The organism is Paenibacillus sp. FSL H7-0735 (genome assembly GCF_038008505.1).
Classification (GTDB): Bacteria; Bacillota; Bacilli; order Paenibacillales; family Paenibacillaceae; genus Paenibacillus_AQ; species Paenibacillus_AQ odorifer.
The window spans coordinates 5,214,955-5,232,953 of sequence record NZ_JBBOZH010000001.1 but is presented as its reverse complement, the minus strand read 5'-3'; the positions used below and the strand labels follow the sequence as shown (position 1 = coordinate 5,232,953).

General features: G+C 45.1%; 18 protein-coding genes and 1 riboswitch. Of the genes, 14 read left to right on the top strand and 4 right to left on the bottom strand.

Annotation, left to right across the window (positions count from 1 at the left end):
- Nucleotides 1–94: 94 nt before the first annotated feature.
- Complete coding sequence (locus NSS82_RS23850; protein WP_178944237.1) at nt 95–691, bottom strand: hypothetical protein; 597 nt, start codon at nt 689–691, stop codon at nt 95–97.
- A 454-nt stretch (nt 692–1,145) separates the two neighbouring features.
- Between NSS82_RS23850 and NSS82_RS23845 the strand changes: the two genes are divergently transcribed.
- From NSS82_RS23845 to metE, 8 genes are all read left to right on the top strand, one after another.
- The gene (locus NSS82_RS23845; RefSeq protein WP_143761280.1) at nt 1,146–1,535 is read left to right on the top strand and encodes an NlpC/P60 family protein; all 390 of its coding nucleotides are present in this window, start codon (nt 1,146–1,148) and stop codon (nt 1,533–1,535) included.
- Between the two features lie 161 nt (nt 1,536–1,696).
- A complete protein-coding gene (locus NSS82_RS23840) occupies nt 1,697–2,398 on the top strand; it encodes a response regulator transcription factor (RefSeq protein WP_076273028.1) in 702 nt (233 codons plus the stop codon).
- Complete coding sequence (locus NSS82_RS23835) at nt 2,395–3,402, top strand: sensor histidine kinase (protein WP_076273027.1); 1,008 nt, start codon at nt 2,395–2,397, stop codon at nt 3,400–3,402. The genes NSS82_RS23840 and NSS82_RS23835 overlap by 4 nt, the downstream gene beginning before the upstream one ends.
- Nucleotides 3,403–3,487: 85 nt before the next feature.
- A complete protein-coding gene (locus tag NSS82_RS23830) occupies nt 3,488–4,258 on the top strand; it encodes an ABC transporter ATP-binding protein (RefSeq protein ID WP_036682980.1) in 771 nt (256 codons plus the stop codon).
- Nucleotides 4,233–6,182, top strand: a complete 1,950-nt coding sequence (locus NSS82_RS23825) for an FtsX-like permease family protein (protein ID WP_076273026.1) — start codon at nt 4,233–4,235, stop codon at nt 6,180–6,182. The genes NSS82_RS23830 and NSS82_RS23825 overlap by 26 nt, the downstream gene beginning before the upstream one ends.
- 18 nt (nt 6,183–6,200) lie before the next feature.
- Nucleotides 6,201–6,824, top strand: a complete 624-nt coding sequence (locus tag NSS82_RS23820; protein WP_076273025.1) for a DedA family protein — start codon at nt 6,201–6,203, stop codon at nt 6,822–6,824.
- 50 nt (nt 6,825–6,874) lie between these two features.
- Nucleotides 6,875–7,735 carry an undecaprenyl-diphosphate phosphatase gene (locus NSS82_RS23815; RefSeq protein ID WP_036682972.1) on the top strand — a complete coding sequence of 287 codons (861 nt, stop codon included), beginning with the start codon at nt 6,875–6,877 and terminating at the stop codon, nt 7,733–7,735.
- A 99-nt stretch (nt 7,736–7,834) separates the two neighbouring features.
- A riboswitch (cobalamin riboswitch) is annotated at nt 7,835–8,040 on the top strand.
- Between the two features lie 155 nt (nt 8,041–8,195).
- Complete coding sequence (gene metE / locus NSS82_RS23810; protein ID WP_076104363.1) at nt 8,196–10,499, top strand: 5-methyltetrahydropteroyltriglutamate--homocysteine S-methyltransferase; 2,304 nt, start codon at nt 8,196–8,198, stop codon at nt 10,497–10,499.
- A 146-nt stretch (nt 10,500–10,645) separates the two neighbouring features.
- Here metE and NSS82_RS23805 read toward each other — a convergent pair whose 3' ends face one another.
- On the bottom strand, nt 10,646–10,798 hold the full coding sequence (locus NSS82_RS23805) for a DUF1540 domain-containing protein (protein ID WP_076098619.1): 153 nt from the start codon (nt 10,796–10,798) through the stop codon (nt 10,646–10,648).
- A 428-nt stretch (nt 10,799–11,226) separates the two neighbouring features.
- Here NSS82_RS23805 and NSS82_RS23800 point away from each other — a divergent pair, with 428 nt between their 5' ends.
- Complete coding sequence (locus NSS82_RS23800; protein WP_051491265.1) at nt 11,227–12,342, top strand: DUF4349 domain-containing protein; 1,116 nt, start codon at nt 11,227–11,229, stop codon at nt 12,340–12,342.
- A gap of 91 nt (nt 12,343–12,433) precedes the next feature.
- Here the strand turns inward: NSS82_RS23800 and msrA are convergent, their stop codons facing one another.
- A complete protein-coding gene (gene msrA, locus NSS82_RS23795; RefSeq protein WP_076273024.1) occupies nt 12,434–13,420 on the bottom strand; it encodes a peptide-methionine (S)-S-oxide reductase MsrA in 987 nt (328 codons plus the stop codon).
- 102 nt (nt 13,421–13,522) lie between these two features.
- Nucleotides 13,523–14,140, bottom strand: a complete 618-nt coding sequence (locus NSS82_RS23790; RefSeq protein ID WP_036682965.1) for a TVP38/TMEM64 family protein — start codon at nt 14,138–14,140, stop codon at nt 13,523–13,525.
- Nucleotides 14,141–14,303: 163 nt separating this feature from the next.
- On the opposite strand from NSS82_RS23790, the gene NSS82_RS23785 reads away from it, so the two are divergent.
- The 5 genes from NSS82_RS23785 (at nt 14,304) to ric (ending at nt 17,958) form a co-directional block, all read left to right on the top strand.
- Nucleotides 14,304–15,239 (top strand): Gfo/Idh/MocA family protein, encoded by a 936-nt coding sequence (locus tag NSS82_RS23785; RefSeq protein ID WP_076273023.1) that lies wholly within the window; start codon nt 14,304–14,306, stop codon nt 15,237–15,239.
- A gap of 23 nt (nt 15,240–15,262) precedes the next feature.
- Nucleotides 15,263–15,586 (top strand): hypothetical protein, encoded by a 324-nt coding sequence (locus NSS82_RS23780; RefSeq protein WP_036682960.1) that lies wholly within the window; start codon nt 15,263–15,265, stop codon nt 15,584–15,586.
- Nucleotides 15,587–15,710: 124 nt separating this feature from the next.
- Nucleotides 15,711–16,028 (top strand): winged helix-turn-helix transcriptional regulator, encoded by a 318-nt coding sequence (locus tag NSS82_RS23775; RefSeq protein ID WP_036682958.1) that lies wholly within the window; start codon nt 15,711–15,713, stop codon nt 16,026–16,028.
- 211 nt (nt 16,029–16,239) lie between these two features.
- Complete coding sequence (locus NSS82_RS23770) at nt 16,240–16,965, top strand: hypothetical protein (RefSeq protein ID WP_076098623.1); 726 nt, start codon at nt 16,240–16,242, stop codon at nt 16,963–16,965.
- A 297-nt stretch (nt 16,966–17,262) separates the two neighbouring features.
- Nucleotides 17,263–17,958, top strand: a complete 696-nt coding sequence (gene ric / locus NSS82_RS23765) for an iron-sulfur cluster repair di-iron protein (RefSeq protein ID WP_076273050.1) — start codon at nt 17,263–17,265, stop codon at nt 17,956–17,958.
- The last annotated feature ends 41 nt before the right edge of the window (nt 17,959–17,999 follow it).

Sequence of the window (17,999 nt, the reverse complement as noted above, 5' to 3'; positions counted from 1 at the left end):
AAGGTTTAGTATCGCGCGAAAGAAGGGCGAAAGTACCTTTGATTTGCTCGAATGAGCTAGTGTGACGCGAAAGAAGGGTAAAAGTGCCTTTGATTTACTCGATACTGCCAAATGAACGGTATAAATCCCGTAGAATGGAGCCGATGGAGCGTATACGGTCAGATGTACGGTATAAATCCCGTAGAATGGAGCCGATGGAGCGTATACGGTCAAATGAACGGTATAAATCCCGTAGAATGGAGTCGATGGAGCGTATATGGCCAAATGAACGGTATAAATCCCGCAGAATGGTGCCACTCGAGTCACTGTGGTCAAATGAACGGTATAAATCCCGTAGAATGGAGCCGACGGAGCACATATAGCCAAATGTACGGTATAAATCCCGTAGAATGGAGCCGACGGAGCACATATAGCCAAATGTACGGTATAAGTCCCGTAGAATGGAGCCGACGGAGCACATATAGCCAAATGTACGGTATAAATCCTGTAGAATGGAGCCGACGGAGCACATATAGCCAAATGTACGGTATAAATCCCGTAGAATAGAGCCAATCGAGCGTATACGGTCAAATGAACGGTATAAATCCCGTAGAATGGAGCTGATGGAGCGTATATGGTCAAATGAGCGGTATAAATCCCGCAGAATGGAGCGGATGGAGTAGTTGCGGCCAAAGGAGCGGTATAATCCCATAGAATGGAGCCGATCGAGCGTATACATCTCTATAAGCGCTATATATCCACAGATAAGTTACTTCAACAAGCAATAAGTTACTTATGTTCGATGGGATATCACCGTTCGGCGTCTGCAATATCAACTCTAAATTGTCCTCCACTACCGTTATCGCTGCCACCGCTGCCACCACCACTACTGGAATCTTAAACCAATTTATAGTTTGTTAAAGCCGTAATGGGCTATGCTCATTTACGGTTTTTTATGTTTTTGTAAGTAATGGTTGGCCGAAGTAGATGACCACTCAGGTAGGATTGGGATAGTTTAATTAATAACTATATAATACCAGTTCATGAGTAGCTGGTTCAGGTATGATGTGTTCAACACTAAATCGTACTTTGGAGGAATGTATATTGGTAACGGACGTGGAATTTGGCAAGGAAATTGAGAATGCTATTAGTTGGGCTAAAGGCGGCTGGGGTCGCAGGAGTATCCGCTGCGTTGTCTTGCTTTTGTTGAAGATGCATATGAAAGAAGCAATGGAATCGAAATGTGGGGAGGCAGCGATGCACGCGAATCCGCAGAGCTGTACGATGCGCACAAGAATACCGGGGTTCCGCCAGCTGGCGCGTTTGTTTTTTATGCTTGTTCAGGTTTGGTGGACGGTGAGCTTAAGGATTGGGGGCATGTAGCTTTGGCCCTGGGGAATGGCGAGGCCATTCATGCCTGGGATAAAGTAAGGATAGATCACTACATGGAAATTTGCCATCTGCAAGCTGCTCCGGGCTGGAGCCAACCAGAACTTATCGGCTGGGCACCTGTAGAGAGAGTTCTTGCCGGGATTCAGAAGAAACAATGGGACTAGTTGATATTCTTAAACCTAAATTATCCAAGAACCCAAAAGGTGCCGTAAACAGGTGCTTCAAGGGTTCTTTTTTCTTCCTTCTGATTTGACTAACCCTATGCACGGTGTATATATTATTTGGCAGACCCCCTTATATTGTGAGGCTGGACCGGAGGCATGATATGTTCAAAATATTTATTATAGAAGATGACCGTGGACTTGTGGCTTTGCTGCAGGATTATTTACATAAGTTTGGATATGAAACGCAGGCGGTGAGTGATTTTGAGCGGGTCCGCACTCAGTTTGAGGCGTTCGTGCCACATCTGGTACTCCTAGATGTTAATTTGCCAAAATACGATGGCTATTACTGGTGCCGCCAAATTCGCGGAATTTCAACCTGCCCTATTCTTTTTATATCTGCCCGCGATGGCAAAATGGACCAAGTAATGGCGCTGGAAAATGGAGCCGACGATTATATCACTAAGCCTTTTGATTACGAAATCGCGATGGCCAAAATCAAAAGTCAGCTGCGGCGCGCCTACGGCACCTATGCTGGTGGGAATAATGAACGCACACTGAACGTTGCCGGAATGACGCTGGATGTAGAGCGGCTAATCCTTACCCGAGGCGAAGCTAAAGTGGACTTAAGCCACACGGAAGCCAAAATACTAGATGAGCTGATGCAAAAGTCCGGAGTCATCGTTACCCGGGACAGGCTGCTCGAAAAAATCTGGGATGATCAAGCCTTCGTGGATGAAAATACATTAAATGTATATGTTACCCGTGTACGCAAAAAACTTGCTGCTCTCGCTATCACAGATGGACTACAAACCGTGCGCGGTCAAGGCTACCGTTTGATTCCGAATTGGGGGGATGAGGAATGAAGTTGTTTTTAAGGGAACAGTTCCCCCTGATCGTGGTTTATCTAGCCCAGCTAGTCCTGATCACATTAGTGTATCGGCTGGATGGAGGCAGCGGTCTGAATGTAAGTTTATATGCCGCGCTGCTTAGCACTTGTCTACTGATTGGCTACCTCGCTTACCGTTATGTCACCAATCGCACGTTCTATGAACGTTTGGAGACTACGCCCTCCTCTCTCGATGAGGCAGGTGGCCCTGCACAGGATTCTCCGCTAGCCGTAAGCTTGCGAGGTTTACTGGGGTCGCAATTCCGCCTCTACAAAAATGATTTGCACAGCTACCGCCACAAATTAGAAGAACATATTCACTTTATTAATCAATGGGTACATGGCATGAAGACGCCGTTGTCTGTCATTCATCTGATCATTCAGGATAAGGATGGCCCTCCTTTTACGGCAATTGGTGATGAACTGGATCGTCTGAAAAAAGGACTGGATACCGTGCTTTATACGGCCCGTCTGGATACTTTTGAACACGATTTCTATGTGGAACGGCTGAATTTGGAGACAATCGTGCGTGGTGTGACCTCTGAGCAGAAGCGGCTTTTTATTCGAAAAAGAGTTTTTCCAGCTATACAAATAGATGAGCAGATTACCGTAACTACGGATGAAAAATGGCTCACTTTTGTCCTTACGCAGCTGATTACGAACGCTATACGTTATACGACTGAAGAGGGCAAACATGTTTTTTTCCAAGGGATGGTCACGGAAGATAAGCAGACTGTGCTTGAGATCCGGGATGAAGGAGTGGGCATACCAGCAGGAGATCTGCCGCGCGTGTTCGATGCATATTTTACCGGGGTGAATGGACGAACCTTCCAGGAATCTACGGGGATGGGTTTATATCTCGTGAAGCAGATCTGCGGCAAGCTTGGACATGAGGTGAGTATCCGTTCCGAAGAAGGAAGCGGGACCACCGTGCGGATTGTATTTAGGGAGCAGCATATAACAAACCTTACAAATGTGTAAGGGCATTGTAAGTTTCAGAAATAGCAGCCCATGTGTACACTTTGTATAATGAAGGCAATCCAGTCGAAAGAAGGAGAGGTAACACTTGCCCATTCTAGATGTTCATAATTTATCAAAAATATATGAGGGGAAAGTGTCCACTCAGGCGCTGAATCATATCCGATTTTCTGTAGAAAAGGGGGAGTTCGTTGGCATAATGGGCCCATCAGGGAGTGGGAAAACAACGCTGCTCAACACGATTGCCACCATCGACCAACCGACCTCCGGTCAGATTCTGATCAACGGCCGAGATCCTAATCTGCTTAGCAGAAAAGAAAAGGCACTTTTTCGCCGTCATGAGCTAGGCTTCGTCTTTCAGCATTTTAATCTACTGGATACGCTCACTGTAGAGGAGAACATCGTATTACCTTTAACGCTTGCAGGTGCCCGTGTCCCAGAGATGGAGAGCAGGCTGAAAGAGGTCACTACCTTGCTTGGCATCGAACATTTGCTGAAGAAGCGCACGTATGAGGTCTCAGGCGGACAAATGCAGCGGGCGGCTATCGCCCGGGCGATGATTCATCGTCCAGCGTTAATTTTGGCGGATGAGCCCACAGGCAATCTGGATTCCAAAGCCTCAGGGGAAGTCATGAATATGTTGACAGAGGTGAATAAGGAAGAAGGAGCTACGGTGCTGATGGTCACGCATGATGCAGTGGCTGCGAGCTTTTGCAACCGGGTCATCTTTATTAAAGACGGACGTTTCTATAGTGAAATGTACAAGGGCAGTAATAGAGGCGCTTTCTTCCAAAGTATTATTGATATGTTGTCTCTGCTTGGGGGAACCAGCCATGACCTTTCGGCAATTCGCTTATAGGAATGTAACACGTAATAAACGCAAATATGCCGCTTATTTTGTCGTCAGTGCTTTTTCGGTGATGATCTTTTTCGTGTGCGCTTTGTTTATTTACCATCCGGATATTTCAAAGAGCTTAATTTATAGTACGGCGGCTCATACGATGATGGTGGCAGAGGCAATTATTTATGTCTTTTGTTCTTTGTTCGTGCTCGTATCCGTTGGATCCTTCCTGCAGTCGCGGAAGATGGAGTTCGGAATTTTATTGATGCATGGAATGACGAAGAGACAGCTAAACACCATGGTTTTTCTGGAAAATATGATGATCGGCACCTCTGCCATCCTGACGGGTACCCTTCTCGGGTTACTTCTGGGCAAATTATTCCTGATGATCGGATCCACTTTTTTGGGAATTCCCCTGTTAACCTTTCATCTCCCATGGCAGGCACTTGTGCTTACGATCTGCAGCTTCGTGTTATTGTTTTTTCTGATATCGCTTTGCACCTTTGTTTTTATCGGCAATGAGTCACTGATGCGTCTGTTTCAGGGAGAACGTAAGGCAGAAGAAGAACCCAAAGTATCGTTTATATTGTCATTTATCTCTGCTGTACTGCTGATCAGTGGTTATTATATGGCGGCTACTGCAAAAGCTGCTTCCGTAGAGAAAGTCATGTTTCCGGTCGTTGCGATTACGGTTATCGGGACGTATCTCTTTTATACCCAGCTAAGTATTTGTGTGGTTAAGCTGCTTAAGGACATTCGGCGCTTGTATTGGCATCGTACGAATATCATCACTTTATCGGGCTTGTCCTACCGCTGGAAAGAGAATGGCCGAATGTTTTTTATGGTGACGATTGTATCCGCAGTCTCCTTCACTTCAGTAGGGGTATTTGCATCGATACATACACTTTCCAGAGAGCTGAAATTGGATTATCCTGCAGCAGTGGGTTATGTAGCTAAAGGAAATCAGGCGGATGAACCCTTTGATCAGCATCTGAACGAAATTAAGAAAGAGCTCAAGACGCACGGACTCCCTTATGAAGCGCTTAGTATCCCGATTAAATATGCTGAGGTCGAAGCTCAGACTGGACCCGATCGCACTTTACGCCTTCCCTTGATTGCTTTTAGTGATTATAATCTCGCCCTGCAGCGTGCAGGTTTCACAACGGCTGAGCGTGCTCTGGTGGGCAACGAAGGTCTGGTGATGATTGGTTCACAGCGGGATCGCAGTTTAACAGAAGGCAGAGTAAAAGTGGTCTATTCCTTGCAGCAAGGACTTGCCATTAAAGAAATAGGTTATACCGCGCAAGTCCCCATTGCTGAATATTTATTGCCGGAGCTGGATGGTAGAGATGGCGGGGATTTTAGTGGTGTCGTGATCAGTGATGAGCTCTACAGCGCTATTGATCCCGTGCAGACGGATCTTTATACAGGTTTTTATGTAGAGGATTTTCCACAGACGGTAGGTATCGCAGATGATCTTGCCCATAAAGGCAAACAGTCCTATGAAAGTGATTCTCCGTATGCGATTGTGATCAGCGGCACGCTGTTTGAACTTCAGAAAACATTGTATAACACAATGCTTTTTGCTTCATTGCTGGTGGGTACTGTCTTTTTTATCGCGGCAGGCAGCTTTCTTTACTTCCGGTTATATACCGATCTTGATCATGATCGCAATCAATATTCCACTTTGTCCAAGATGGGGCTTACGGATAAAGAACTCAATCGAATAGTCACAATTCAGCTCGCTCTATTGTTTTTTGTGCCGGTCGGAATAGCTATTTTACACAGTGTGTTTGCCTTTATTGCGCTTCAACGGTTGTTCTACTTATCTATCGCAACGGAGACAGGCGCGGTGTTACTCGGATATTTGGCTGTTCAAGGACTATACTTCTTTTTTATTCGCAGCCGCTATTTACGCAACCTGAAGAAGAACTTGATATGAGAAATGGGGGTAACAAGAATGCAAGCATGGATTACAGACTTTATGGAGCAGTTTGGTTACTTCGGTATTTTTCTGATGCTGGCCTTTGAAAATATATTTCCACCAATTCCTTCAGAAGTGATCCTGCCCTTTGGAGGGTTTATGACCACTACGACGAGCTTAACTATACCTGGTGTAATCATTACTGCCACGGCAGGATCACTACTGGGTGCAGTAATTCTCTATTATATTGGCCGATTATTGGATGTGAGCCGGTTAGAGAAACTGGTTGAACGCTGGGGGGGCCTAATTCGCGTCACTAAAAAAGATATCCACAAGGCTGACGCCTGGTTTGATAAATATGGCTATTGGACTGTATTGTTTTGTCGGATGGTTCCGCTGGTCCGCAGTCTGATTTCGATTCCGGCGGGAATGTCAGGTATGAAATTTGGAGTATTTATGATCTTCACAACGATTGGCACATTGGGATGGAATTTGCTGCTTGTGCTTATTGGCGCGGCTTTGGGCGAATCCTGGGAGGACATTGCCATGTACATGGATGTCTACTCCAATGTGGTCTATGTACTAATTGCTGGCGGATTAGTTATTCTTGGGTTTCTGTACTTCCGCAAACGCAGCCGGAGAATGAACATTGAGGGCTAAGCGGGTGGAGGACTGATAATAGAAATGACTATTAAAAAGGAGGGAAACACATGGAGCTATTAACGATTATTAAAGCCATTATTTTGGGGCTTGTTGAAGGTTTAACCGAATTTGCTCCAGTATCCTCCACGGGTCATATGATTATTGTTGATGATATGTGGCTGAAATCACAGGAGTTATTTGGACAATATACGGCAAATACCTTCAAAATAGTTATTCAACTGGGTTCTATATTAGCGGTTGTTGTGATTTTTAGAAATCGATTCATTGATCTGTTGGGCTTAAGGCGTTTCAGCCGTAAGCAGTTGGACCCTGTAACAGAGAAGCTACCGCAGTTAGAGCAGGGCGGGCACCTCAAGCTGACACAGGTTCTGGTAGGGTTAGTGCCTGCAGGTGTGTTAGGTGTTCTGTTTAATGATTATATTGATGAGCATTTATTCTCTACCTCAACGGTGTTAATTGGTCTAGTGATCGGGGCTATATTAATGATTATTGCGGATCTGTTTGGGCCGAAGAAGATCAGAACTGAGAGTGTAGATCAGATTACATACAAACAGGCACTTGGTGTAGGTCTTGTACAGTGTTTTTCGTTATGGCCTGGATTTTCACGCTCGGGCTCGACGATTTCTGGTGGCGTAATCCTCGGGATGAGCCATCGTGCCGCTGCTGATTTTACGTTTATTATGGCAGTACCCATCATGGCAGGTGCCAGTCTGTTGTCACTGATGAAGAACTGGCAATATTTCACCATGGACGCGCTGCCGTTTTTTATTGCAGGCTTTATTAGTGCCTTCCTATTTGCGCTGTTATCGATGCGTTTCTTCTTAAAACTGATCAATCGTATCAAGCTCTTACCGTTTGCTATATACCGTATAATTCTTGCTGCTGTAGTATATTTCGTATTTTTCTAAGTCCGTTATAAGGAATCGATATAACAGAAGCCCCAGTAATCTATTGCAGATTGCTGGGGCTTTCACGTATGATGACATCAGATTAAGACACTCAAATGATGAATGATATCGGAGACAGGTGCTGACCGGAAAATAGTAATTCGGTAGGCTTAATAGGGAAATTCGGTTCGAAGCCGATGCGGTCCCGCCACTGTAACGGAAGAATCTCGAGCAACAGAGGTCACTGGCAATTTACTACTGCTGGGAAGACTGCTCAAGATGTTGACGCCGCTAGCCAGGAGACCTGCCTGTTTCAACAGCACTGCTTCACCTACGGAAGATAGGGAGGTGTTAGACGTTAACCATGGGTATATCATGGGCGTCTTTCCCTTTGACTTTTTTAGGGAAGGGCGCTCTTTTTTATAGGAAAGCAAGTAGTTTTGGAGTTTGAAATAAGAGATTGAAGAGGGAGTGTATCGAAATGACGAATAAGGTAAAAGTAAGCAATCTTGGATATCCGAGAATCGGAAAGAACCGCGAATGGAAAAAGGCACTGGAGGCATTCTGGCAGGGGAAAATAAATGAGGAGCAATTCCGCTCCGAAATGGCAGCAATCCAGCTGCAGCATTTGAAGACCCAGCAAGAAGCAGGAATTGAGCTTATTCCGGTAAATGATTTTACATTTTATGATCATGTGTTGGATGCGGCTGTTATGTTTGGAATCGTACCTCCACGGTATGCGTATGATGGCGGCGACATCGGGCTTGATCTTTATTTTGCAATGGCCCGTGGTAATGCTGAGGCTACTGCCTGCGAGATGACCAAATGGTTCAATACGAACTATCACTATATCGTTCCAGAGATCGGCACACAAACACCACGCCTGACTGAAAACAAACCTCTAGCGGCTTATCGTTTTGCTAAATCGCAGGCAGGGATTGAAGGTAAACCGGTACTTTTAGGTCTGTATACCTTCCTTAAGCTGTCCAAAGGTTACGCAGCGGCAGATATCGCCAAGATTGCTGCACGTTTTGTTCCAGTCTATGTTCAACTGCTACAGGAACTGAAGCAAGAAGGGGTAAGCTGGGTACAAATCGATGAGCCAGCGATTGTTACAGGCATAAGTAAAGAAGAATTAACACTGCTTAACTCGATATACACAGACATTGCCGGCTCCGTGCCGGGCTTGAATATTATTTTACAGACGTATTTTGAAGCTGCTGAGCCGCTGGAGGCACTGCTAGAGCTGCCTGTTCAAGGCTTGGGTCTTGACTTTGTGCACGATGGTGGAACGAATCTGGCTTCCATCGAACGTCTTGGCTGGCCGAAGGACAAATGGCTGGGTGCCGGAATTATTGATGGACGGAACATTTGGCGTTCCGATTTAGACGCTAAGCTGCAACTGGTAGAAAAGCTCAGCGTTCATGTACCGCTTGATCGTCTTATTCTTCAGCCTTCTTGCAGTCTGCTGCATGTCCCAGTCACCGTTCAAGGTGAAGTGAAGCTGAAGGCGACAGTTAAGAATGCGTTAGCCTTTGCCGATGAGAAGCTTAAAGAGCTTAGTCTGCTCGGAGCAGCCGTCGCAGATAAAGGAGAAGCTTCTCAAGCAGCGCTGGCCGCTAGTCGTGAAGCAATTGCAGCGTTCCGCGCACTACCTGAGCGTGGCCGTAAGGATGTGGCGGAGCAAGTGCTTGCACTTGCAGCTCTACCAGACCAACGCAGTCTGCCTTTTGCTGAGCGCTTAAAGGTGCAGCAAGAGAAATGGCAGCTTCCACTTCTGCCAACCACTACAATTGGTAGCTTTCCGCAGACAGTCGAAGTGCGCCAGGCGAGATTGAAATGGCGTAAAGGGGTCTGGAATCAGGAGCGTTATGATGGATTTGTTCGTGAGCAGATCGCGGATGCAATTACCTTCCAAGAAAAGCTAGGTCTGGATGTTCTGGTCCACGGCGAGTTCGAGCGTACAGATATGGTGGAGTTTTTCGGAGAAAAGCTGGATGGATACTTGTTTACTAGTAATGGCTGGGTTCAATCCTACGGTTCCCGTTGCGTTAAGCCGCCGGTGATCTACGCGGATATTGCATTTATACAGCCTATGACTGTTAAAGAAAGCGTCTATGCACAATCGTTGACGAAGCTTCCGGTTAAAGGAATGTTGACGGGCCCTGTTACTATCCTCAATTGGTCATTTGTACGTGATGATCTCAGCCGGGAAGAGGTAGCCAATCAAATTGCTCTTGCCCTTCGCCATGAAGTAAAAGCGTTGGAAGATGCAGGCATCGAAATGATTCAAGTGGATGAGCCGGCTATTCGTGAAGGACTTCCGCTAAAGGCAGAAGACCGTGAGCATTACCTGAACTGGGCAGTGAAGTCGTTCCGTGTTGCCACGAACCATGTGAAGGCTACGACACAAATTCATACGCATATGTGCTATAGCGAATTTAATGACATGATCGATTCAATATCGGCTATGGATGCTGATGTAATCTCCATTGAGACTTCACGTAGCCATGGTGAGCTGATTATCAGCTTTGAGGAGCAGGCCTATGATAAAGGAATCGGTCTTGGAGTGTACGACATCCATAGCCCGCGGGTTCCAGCTGTCGAAGAAATGACTGCGAATATCGATCGTGCGCTGCGGGTGCTTGACCCTGAACAGTTCTGGATTAATCCGGATTGCGGTCTGAAAACGCGTGGCTGGCAGGAGACAGAGGATGCACTACGTAACATGGTAAGAGCTGCTGCTATTGCGAGGGAAAAGACAGGGGTTATTGCTTCTAAATAGACTTAAATAAATTAGAGCCAGGGTAATTTACCCTGGCTTTTTAGTTCAATTATTTTTTTGTAATCAGCTACTTGATAATAATTCTCAATCTTGTTAGAATGAAAAAGAAAAAGAAGGAACCGTGGAGGGTCCCTTTAGGCATTTACTTATTTACTTTCGAAAGTTTTGCAATCTGTTTCTTCTGCGCGTTTTGGTTCTTGAGAGCTGTGGAAAGCTACGAAGATCGATTCAGCGCTGCATTTGTTCTCTTCTGCCCAGTGGGTGCAGGAGTTAACTTCACAAACTACGTCTTTTGCCATGAGGGTTCACCTCCCCTTTTAGTAATTGACAGTATCATTCAAAGAACGGCTCTGTTCAGCAAGGTGGAGCTTGTCTCAGCAAAGCCGTGTCACGCCCTCATTCATTATGAATAGAGGGTATTTGGATTTTTTTACTAGGTTAGACGTGGTAATTGTACCAAATAATGAGTTTGTAAGCAAATGAGTTCTTTAACTTTCAGGACCCCTCCCACATAAAAAATATGTCCAATAAGAGCCGCAGAAATGCGGCTTTTTGTGTATTTCAACATGAAAAACCAAAAGAAATTTACCGAAATTCCATATTCCAGTGCAACCTTCCAAGTTTTGGGGCGTCAAAGAAATGAGAGACGGAAGAGATCTGTATAGAACATGACATTCCGTAACGTTACAATGCTAGGGATTACCACTACATTTTTGGAGGAATGAGAATGCGCAAATGGGGTCTGCATTACTTATGTTTATTAATTCTTGCGGTGGTATTGGCAGGTTGTGGCTCGGGTGATAACAATTCGGCAGCTGACAAATTAGCTAGTGACGGCGGAAATACGAGTAATTCTGCTGCAGCAACAACTGAGCAATCTTCAAAAGCTACATTAGCGGATAAGAATACCTCAGCAGAGGCTGAGACAGCAGCGGGAGGCAACGAAGCCCCAGTTGAAAAAGGTTTGACATCAGAGAACACGGATCAAGCAAACGCGGGATTCACGGGCAGTGATGTCGTGGAAGGATTGAACAAGAAGCTTATCTATCATGCCAATCTGACTATGGAAGTAGAAGACTACGGTAAAGCTCAGACTGAAATTCGAAACATGGTAACGATGGCTAAAGGATATATTATAGAGTTTAACGAGAACATGTCGCAATATGAGCAAGGGGGGACGTTTATCCTTAAGGTGCCAGCCTCCGGATTCTCTCCTTTTCTGAATAATTTGGAAAAAGTAAAACACGAATCGCTACAGCGCAGCATTCAAGGTCAGGATGTCTCGGAGGAGTATGTTGATCTAGAGTCGCGTCTGAAGGCAAAGCAGTTAATGGAAGCTCAATATACTGAGTTTATGAAAAAAGCAACGAAATCAAGTGATCTGGTCGCCTTTGCAAACGAGCTTGGTTCGATTCAAGAAACGATTGAGCAGATCAAAGGCAGAATGCGATATATAGATCAGAACGTATCCTTTTCAACGGTAGAGCTTAGAGTGTACCAGACGGATGAGAGCTTAGCTGTGAAGGAAAAGGCAGAGCAAGGTCCATTGCTGGAACGCGCATCAGATGCTTTAAAAGGAAGCCTGAACGCACTATCTGTTATGTTTCAGTGGATTTTTGTAATTCTTGCAGGCGCATTGCCGATTCTAATCGGTGCGGGCATTATTTTAGCCATCGTTTGGTTTGCCCGCAAAAATATCCGCGTACGACGGGAGCAGCAGACCCAGCGGATACGGCAGGAAAATCGGGAGCTGAACAAGGAGGTACTCCCTGCACCAGCAGAGCCAAAGGTGACAACCTCAATAAAGGATAAGAAAGCGAACGAGGACGAGAATAAAGAATAAGCTCCTATGAATTAAAAAGCCTCCAATTCATGGTATCCCGTGAATTGGAGGCTTTTCTATAAGACAGTACAGTTTCGCACGTTATCGAAGATTAGGCAGGCTGGAAGAGTACACGATACTCGCCATAGCCCTCTTTCTCCAGATCCTCTTTCGGTATAAATCGCAGTGCCGCTGAATTAATGCAGTAGCGCAGGCCGTTTTCCCCTGGACCATCGTCGAAGACATGACCTAGATGGGAATCTGCTACTTTGCTGCGCACTTCTGTGCGAACCATCAAATGGCTGAGGTCCGTCTTTTCCTTCACGGCGTAATCGCGAATCGGACGTGTAAAGCTGGGCCAGCCACAACCGGAATCGTATTTATCCTGCGAACTGAATAATGCTTCACCAGATACGATATCTACATAAATGCCTTCTCCGTGGTGATCCCAAAAATCATTTCGGAAAGGTGACTCTGTAGCGCTATTCTGAGTGACTTCATATTGAAGTGGCGTCAGACGTTCTTTCAAGCTTAGTTTATCTTCTTTATGTGTCCAGTGGGTTTCGATAAAATCCTCTCGGCCGGAACCCTTACGGTAACGTTTGTAGTGGCCCGGGTTCTTACGATGGTAGCCCTGATGATATTCTTCGGCAGGATAGAAGGTTGCTGCCGGGAGGATCGGGGTAATAATCGGGCTAGCGAATCGTCCGCTTTCTTGCAAAGCTGCCTTGGAAGCCTCTGCTTGTTGCTTTTGCTCTTCAGAATGGGTGAAGATAGCCGTTCCGTAAGAGGTGCCGCGATCATGGAATTGTCCACCCGCATCGGTTGGGTCAATTTGCTGCCAGAATAACTCAAGCAGCTTGCTATAAGGGAAAATTTCTGGGTTGAACGTAATTTGTACCGCTTCAACATGTCCTGTGGTTTCGGAGCATACCTCTTCATAGGTAGGATTCACTGTATGCCCGCCAGTATAGCCGGAGACGACACTAATAATGCCTGGCAATTCCTCGAACGGCGAGACCATGCACCAGAAGCATCCACCTGCAAAGGTTGCTTTTTCCGCCTTGGAATTTATATGGTTAGTCTGATGTTCACTCATTAATATCCCTCCATTCATGTAATGCAATTAAATAGATCACAATCTAATTATAAAGCAAATAACCACAGCCTGCCAGCTTCCGCCAAATAAGCTCTCTGTTACCTAGTGTTTTTTTACTTCCTGTGAACTGTAACGAAAGCTTAGTCCGGCTATAATAAGCACAATGGCATAAACAACGATGGCTATAATCGCATTTCCAGGGTTCTGGAACAGTTGATCCCCAAGGAAGGCATACAAGGCGATGCCTGGGATTTTTCCAATAGCTGAGGCAGCTAGATAACTCCAGAAGGGCAGCCCGGCTGCTCCGGCATAGATGTTAACTGCTGTCTGCGGGATAATCGGCAAGAGACGTGCTAAGACAATAGAAGCAAAGGGCCGCCGTTCTATGCCTTTTGTGAATTTTTCAAGTAGGGGAATAGAAGTCAGATAAGCTCTCGCTTGATCTTGAAATAAGAACTTCACTACGCCGAAAAGGAATGCGGCAGCAAGGGTTGTAGCTACCCAGCAAATTAAAGCACCAGCCAAACTTCCGTATGCATAACCAAAAAATCCGATGACCGCTTTGTACGGTACAACTGGAAAGAGAGCCAGTAAAGTTGCGATCCCTATAGAGCCGAAAAGATTATGATCCTCTTTCATCCAGCTAAGGATGTCATATCTGTAGATAAACGCAAGGATTGTGCCCGAAACATAAAGAATAATCGAGAACCATTTTCTCATAGCTAATATACCCTTTCTTCCACTCATTCATCTCATCATACGGGATAAAAAGTAAATATTGAAGTGAAGATCATTGTCGGCGAACGCCAAGCAGGTATAATAGCATTTATAGAGAACAAAGAGAGAGATAAATTCTTGAATTATAAAGAGGGGAGTTAGATCAGTGATCGTTTCTGTACGCAAAAGAGTCGCCATCATCGGGATTGGCAATATCGCCCGCAAAGTATATTTGCCACTGCTCTCTCAGCATGGACAAGTTGAGGTAGTGGGGGTTCTCAGTCACTCATCCACAACAGTAGAGCAAGCTGTTAATGCCTATCGCTTTCCTAAAGGTATGACAAATTTAGACGAGCTGTTGTCTTGGGATCTGGATGCAGTATTTGTGCATAGCCCAACGACGACCCATTATGATATAGTAACAAAATGTCTCGAACAGGGGATTTCGGTGTATGTAGATAAGCCGCTGTCCTATGATCTGGAAGAATCCAGAAGGATGGCAGAGCTGGCAGAAAATAAAGGGCTGCTGCTAGGAGTGGGCTTTAATCGGCGTTTTGCCCCAATGTATGTCACCGCCAAGAGTTGGCTCGAGGAAGCTGGAGGCATTAGCCATTGTCACGCGATTAAACATCGCACGAAGCTGCAGTTAGGCAGCAGCCGTGAGACTGTACATGACGACTTGATTCATATGCTTGATCTGCTGTTATGGTTATGTGGAGATCAGTATGAGCTGCTTCGCAGTAATCTTCAATCCAATGGAGAGGGGCGACTTGTCCAGGCATCTGGAATGCTGGGTTGGGAGCAAGGCTCAGTGGGGATGTATAGCATGGTTCGTGAGGCTGGTGTTGATTTGGAGAAGCTGGAGCTGCACGGTAATGGCCGTTCGGTGGAAGTGGCAGATCTGGACCAAGCCATCCTATATGAAAAAAATGCTTTGCCACGGACCCAGAGCTTTGGAAGCTGGGATACGGTGCTGGATAGAAGAGGTTTCGGTGGAGTGGTAGATCATTTCCTGAACAATATAAATACACCAGAGTTATGCAGTATTGCTGCTTCAGCAGTTCTGCCTAGTCATAGATTGGCAGCTCAGCTTGCTGAATGAGGTCTCTAAGAAAGGAGTAAAATATGGAAGACAACCGTAAATTAGTGGAGGAACAAATCATCGAAAGCTATAAGCGGGAGGAAGAGATGATGATCCTTGTATTCGCCCAGTGGTGCGTGAATCAAGGACTCGACCCGCACAGTTTATATTTGCAGGCTTATCCACAGCAAGAAGGGAATGAAGCCTTGCGAAAAGCGCTTGCCCTAACGGTTTCTGCGGAGGAAGCAGGGGATATTTCCGATGACACAGTTCTCGGCGTACTCTCCTTATTCGGAAATGATGACTTGGCGCAAATCGTGACAGAAGCGATTGCTCAAAGGGAATCTAAAGCACATACAGGGGATTGACAACGAGGATATAATGATAATGTCAGATGAACTTTTTTTAGTAAACGATGTTCATCAGGGATGAAATGTGTTAATATTATATATACTAACTAATAGTAAGTTTCGCTAGTGAGAGGTGAGAACAATGGAAGAACATCAAATTTCGATGTGTCCCAGATTTGAGACAGCCTTCTCTTTCTTAGGCAAACGTTGGAATGGACTTATTATTCAGACATTGATGAGTGGACCGAAGCGGTTTAAAGATATTTCCGGCCTCATTCCTTCAATGAGCGATAAGATGCTGTCCGAGCGGATGAAGGATTTGGAAGGTGAGGGTATTCTGGTTAGACATGTATACCCGGAAACACCTGTACGTATTGAATATGAACTAACAGACAAAGGCCGTGCGCTGGAGCCTGTTATGCAGCAGATTCAGTCTTGGGCTGAGAGCTGGGTAGAGTAGAAATCAAAGTCGTGTTGTGGCCCTTTTTCCTGAAGAACGGAGGAGGGCTTTTCAATTTTTAAATAAAAACCTTGCACAGATCGAAAAAATCTGTAATATAATAGAAAAAACGTTGTATGTTCCTTGAATGGAAACGCTTGCAATATTGGTTTTTGCTTAAATCTACTCAGCTGGAGTACAGGCATAGCAAAACTATTAGGAGGCGAGGGAGATGAAGACCACCCTGTTTTCCCGGGAAATAACGTATGGAAAAAAGGATGTTGCTGAGCTGGAGAACGCTTCGATCAAAGTACAGCTCATCTATGACAAGACGTTGTTCATGCTGCATAGCCATCTTCCAGATTCCTTATGGGATGCGTGGATTGGTGTGCCTTACAGCATTATCTCTTCACTCTACAAAGGCAACAATGATAGCGGAACTATTTTTCAAAAATGGATTCAAAGTCCTTCTGGCTGGAAATGTATCGGTTGTGAACGGCATTGCCTGGAGTCGACGGAACCTCTTCAAGAAGTGAATATGGCAGGTAATCAACGACAATATAAGTTTCATAATGGCATTCGCCAGAGCATGGTGCTACAAGCCTTAATTTGGTCCATGTACGAGAATACCGTATTATTCAAACCCTTTTTAGGGGATGAGCCCTTTTTTGATGAAGATGATTTGCATACGATATCCTCTTATTTCGTGCCAACTTATCTTAACGATCTACGTCTACTGGAGCAGTCTAAGCCTTGTAAAGAGTACAAAGATCAGAATATACAGATTTATCAGGAATGGATATCCGCCCCTGACCTTGTCCTCAAATGGAATGGTGGCCTGACAGAAGGCAGATGGATGACCGGTGTTTATATGGATCACTCCCGCTTTGCTGGTTTAGGACCTTATTTAAAGGACGCAAAGGGTAAGCGAACGTATATGCAGGCTTATGTTCAATAAAAGATACAGATTTGGTGTGACCGAATAGATAAATGTAAGACAAATAACATTACTGATGCCCGTGTGGTAAACAAAAGACAGGTCGATTGTGGGGATATATCTCCATGATTGACCTTTTTCGTTCAACAAAGAGATACAATTTTCGTGAGTACAATCACAAGTCAAAACTCCTTTCAGGGTTAAGGTGAACAGGTAGAAAAGATTTTTTCAGAACCTGATCACATATCCCGAGGAGGAACTATTATGGAAACTAAACAACCTAATGATAGAATTTCAGATTTACAGCATAAGCAATCGGTGCAACCTGGATTTACTCCAGATGCCCTTGTAAAAGATATTGTGCTGCAATTCCCAAAAGCTGCGGATTATTTCAAGTCTAAACGGATTGATTTCTGCTGTGGAGGCGCCAAACCTCTTGCTGAAGCAGCTGTAGAGCGTGGACTAGATCAAGAGATGATCATTAGTGATCTCAACAAGCTGTTCGAGGAATATCCGGTACCACAAGAAGAACTCGCATGGAACACAGCACCTTCTGCAGAGTTAATCGAGCATATTGTGAGTAAACATCACCATTACCTGCGGGAAGAACTGCCCCTGATTAGCCAAAATGTAACTAAGGTATACCGGGTTCATGGCGGAGATTCACCTCATTTAGAAGAGTTATATAGTTTGTTTAATGCACTCAAGGAAGATCTGCTACAGCATACAGCTAAAGAAGAGGAAGATGAGTTTCCGAAATTATTAGCGTATGATGCCAATCCAAGTGAAGAAGGGCTGACCACACTTCGCGAGGCATTATTTGAACTTGAGAGTGAACATGACACAGCAGGCGATATATTGAGACAAATACGCAAAATAACAGATGATTTCACCCCACCGGCTCATGCTTGTACAACCTATCGTTTGACTTATGCCCGGCTAGAGGAGCTGGAGAGCATGACTTTTGAACATGTTCATCTGGAGAATAATATATTGTTCCCTAGATTCCAGTAGAAAAAATGAGTTTTCAAAGAGTCCCTTAGGGGACTTTTTTT

What these genes read in the sequence shown, in the direction of transcription:
- NSS82_RS23850 (WP_178944237.1), bottom strand. Translation starts at nt 691, where the DNA reads ATGGGATTATACCGCTCCTTTGGCCGCAACTACTCCATCCGCTCCATT.
- NSS82_RS23840 (WP_076273028.1), top strand. Translation starts at nt 1,697, where the DNA reads ATGTTCAAAATATTTATTATAGAAGATGACCGTGGACTTGTGGCTTTG.
- NSS82_RS23835 (WP_076273027.1), top strand. Translation starts at nt 2,395, where the DNA reads ATGAAGTTGTTTTTAAGGGAACAGTTCCCCCTGATCGTGGTTTATCTA.
- NSS82_RS23825 (WP_076273026.1), top strand. Translation starts at nt 4,233, where the DNA reads ATGACCTTTCGGCAATTCGCTTATAGGAATGTAACACGTAATAAACGC.
- NSS82_RS23820 (WP_076273025.1), top strand. Translation starts at nt 6,201, where the DNA reads ATGCAAGCATGGATTACAGACTTTATGGAGCAGTTTGGTTACTTCGGT.
- NSS82_RS23815 (WP_036682972.1), top strand. Translation starts at nt 6,875, where the DNA reads ATGGAGCTATTAACGATTATTAAAGCCATTATTTTGGGGCTTGTTGAA.
- metE (WP_076104363.1), top strand. Translation starts at nt 8,196, where the DNA reads ATGACGAATAAGGTAAAAGTAAGCAATCTTGGATATCCGAGAATCGGA.
- NSS82_RS23805 (WP_076098619.1), bottom strand. Translation starts at nt 10,798, where the DNA reads ATGGCAAAAGACGTAGTTTGTGAAGTTAACTCCTGCACCCACTGGGCA.
- NSS82_RS23800 (WP_051491265.1), top strand. Translation starts at nt 11,227, where the DNA reads ATGCGCAAATGGGGTCTGCATTACTTATGTTTATTAATTCTTGCGGTG.
- msrA (WP_076273024.1), bottom strand. Translation starts at nt 13,420, where the DNA reads ATGAGTGAACATCAGACTAACCATATAAATTCCAAGGCGGAAAAAGCA.
- NSS82_RS23790 (WP_036682965.1), bottom strand. Translation starts at nt 14,140, where the DNA reads ATGAGAAAATGGTTCTCGATTATTCTTTATGTTTCGGGCACAATCCTT.
- NSS82_RS23780 (WP_036682960.1), top strand. Translation starts at nt 15,263, where the DNA reads ATGGAAGACAACCGTAAATTAGTGGAGGAACAAATCATCGAAAGCTAT.
- NSS82_RS23775 (WP_036682958.1), top strand. Translation starts at nt 15,711, where the DNA reads ATGGAAGAACATCAAATTTCGATGTGTCCCAGATTTGAGACAGCCTTC.
- NSS82_RS23770 (WP_076098623.1), top strand. Translation starts at nt 16,240, where the DNA reads ATGAAGACCACCCTGTTTTCCCGGGAAATAACGTATGGAAAAAAGGAT.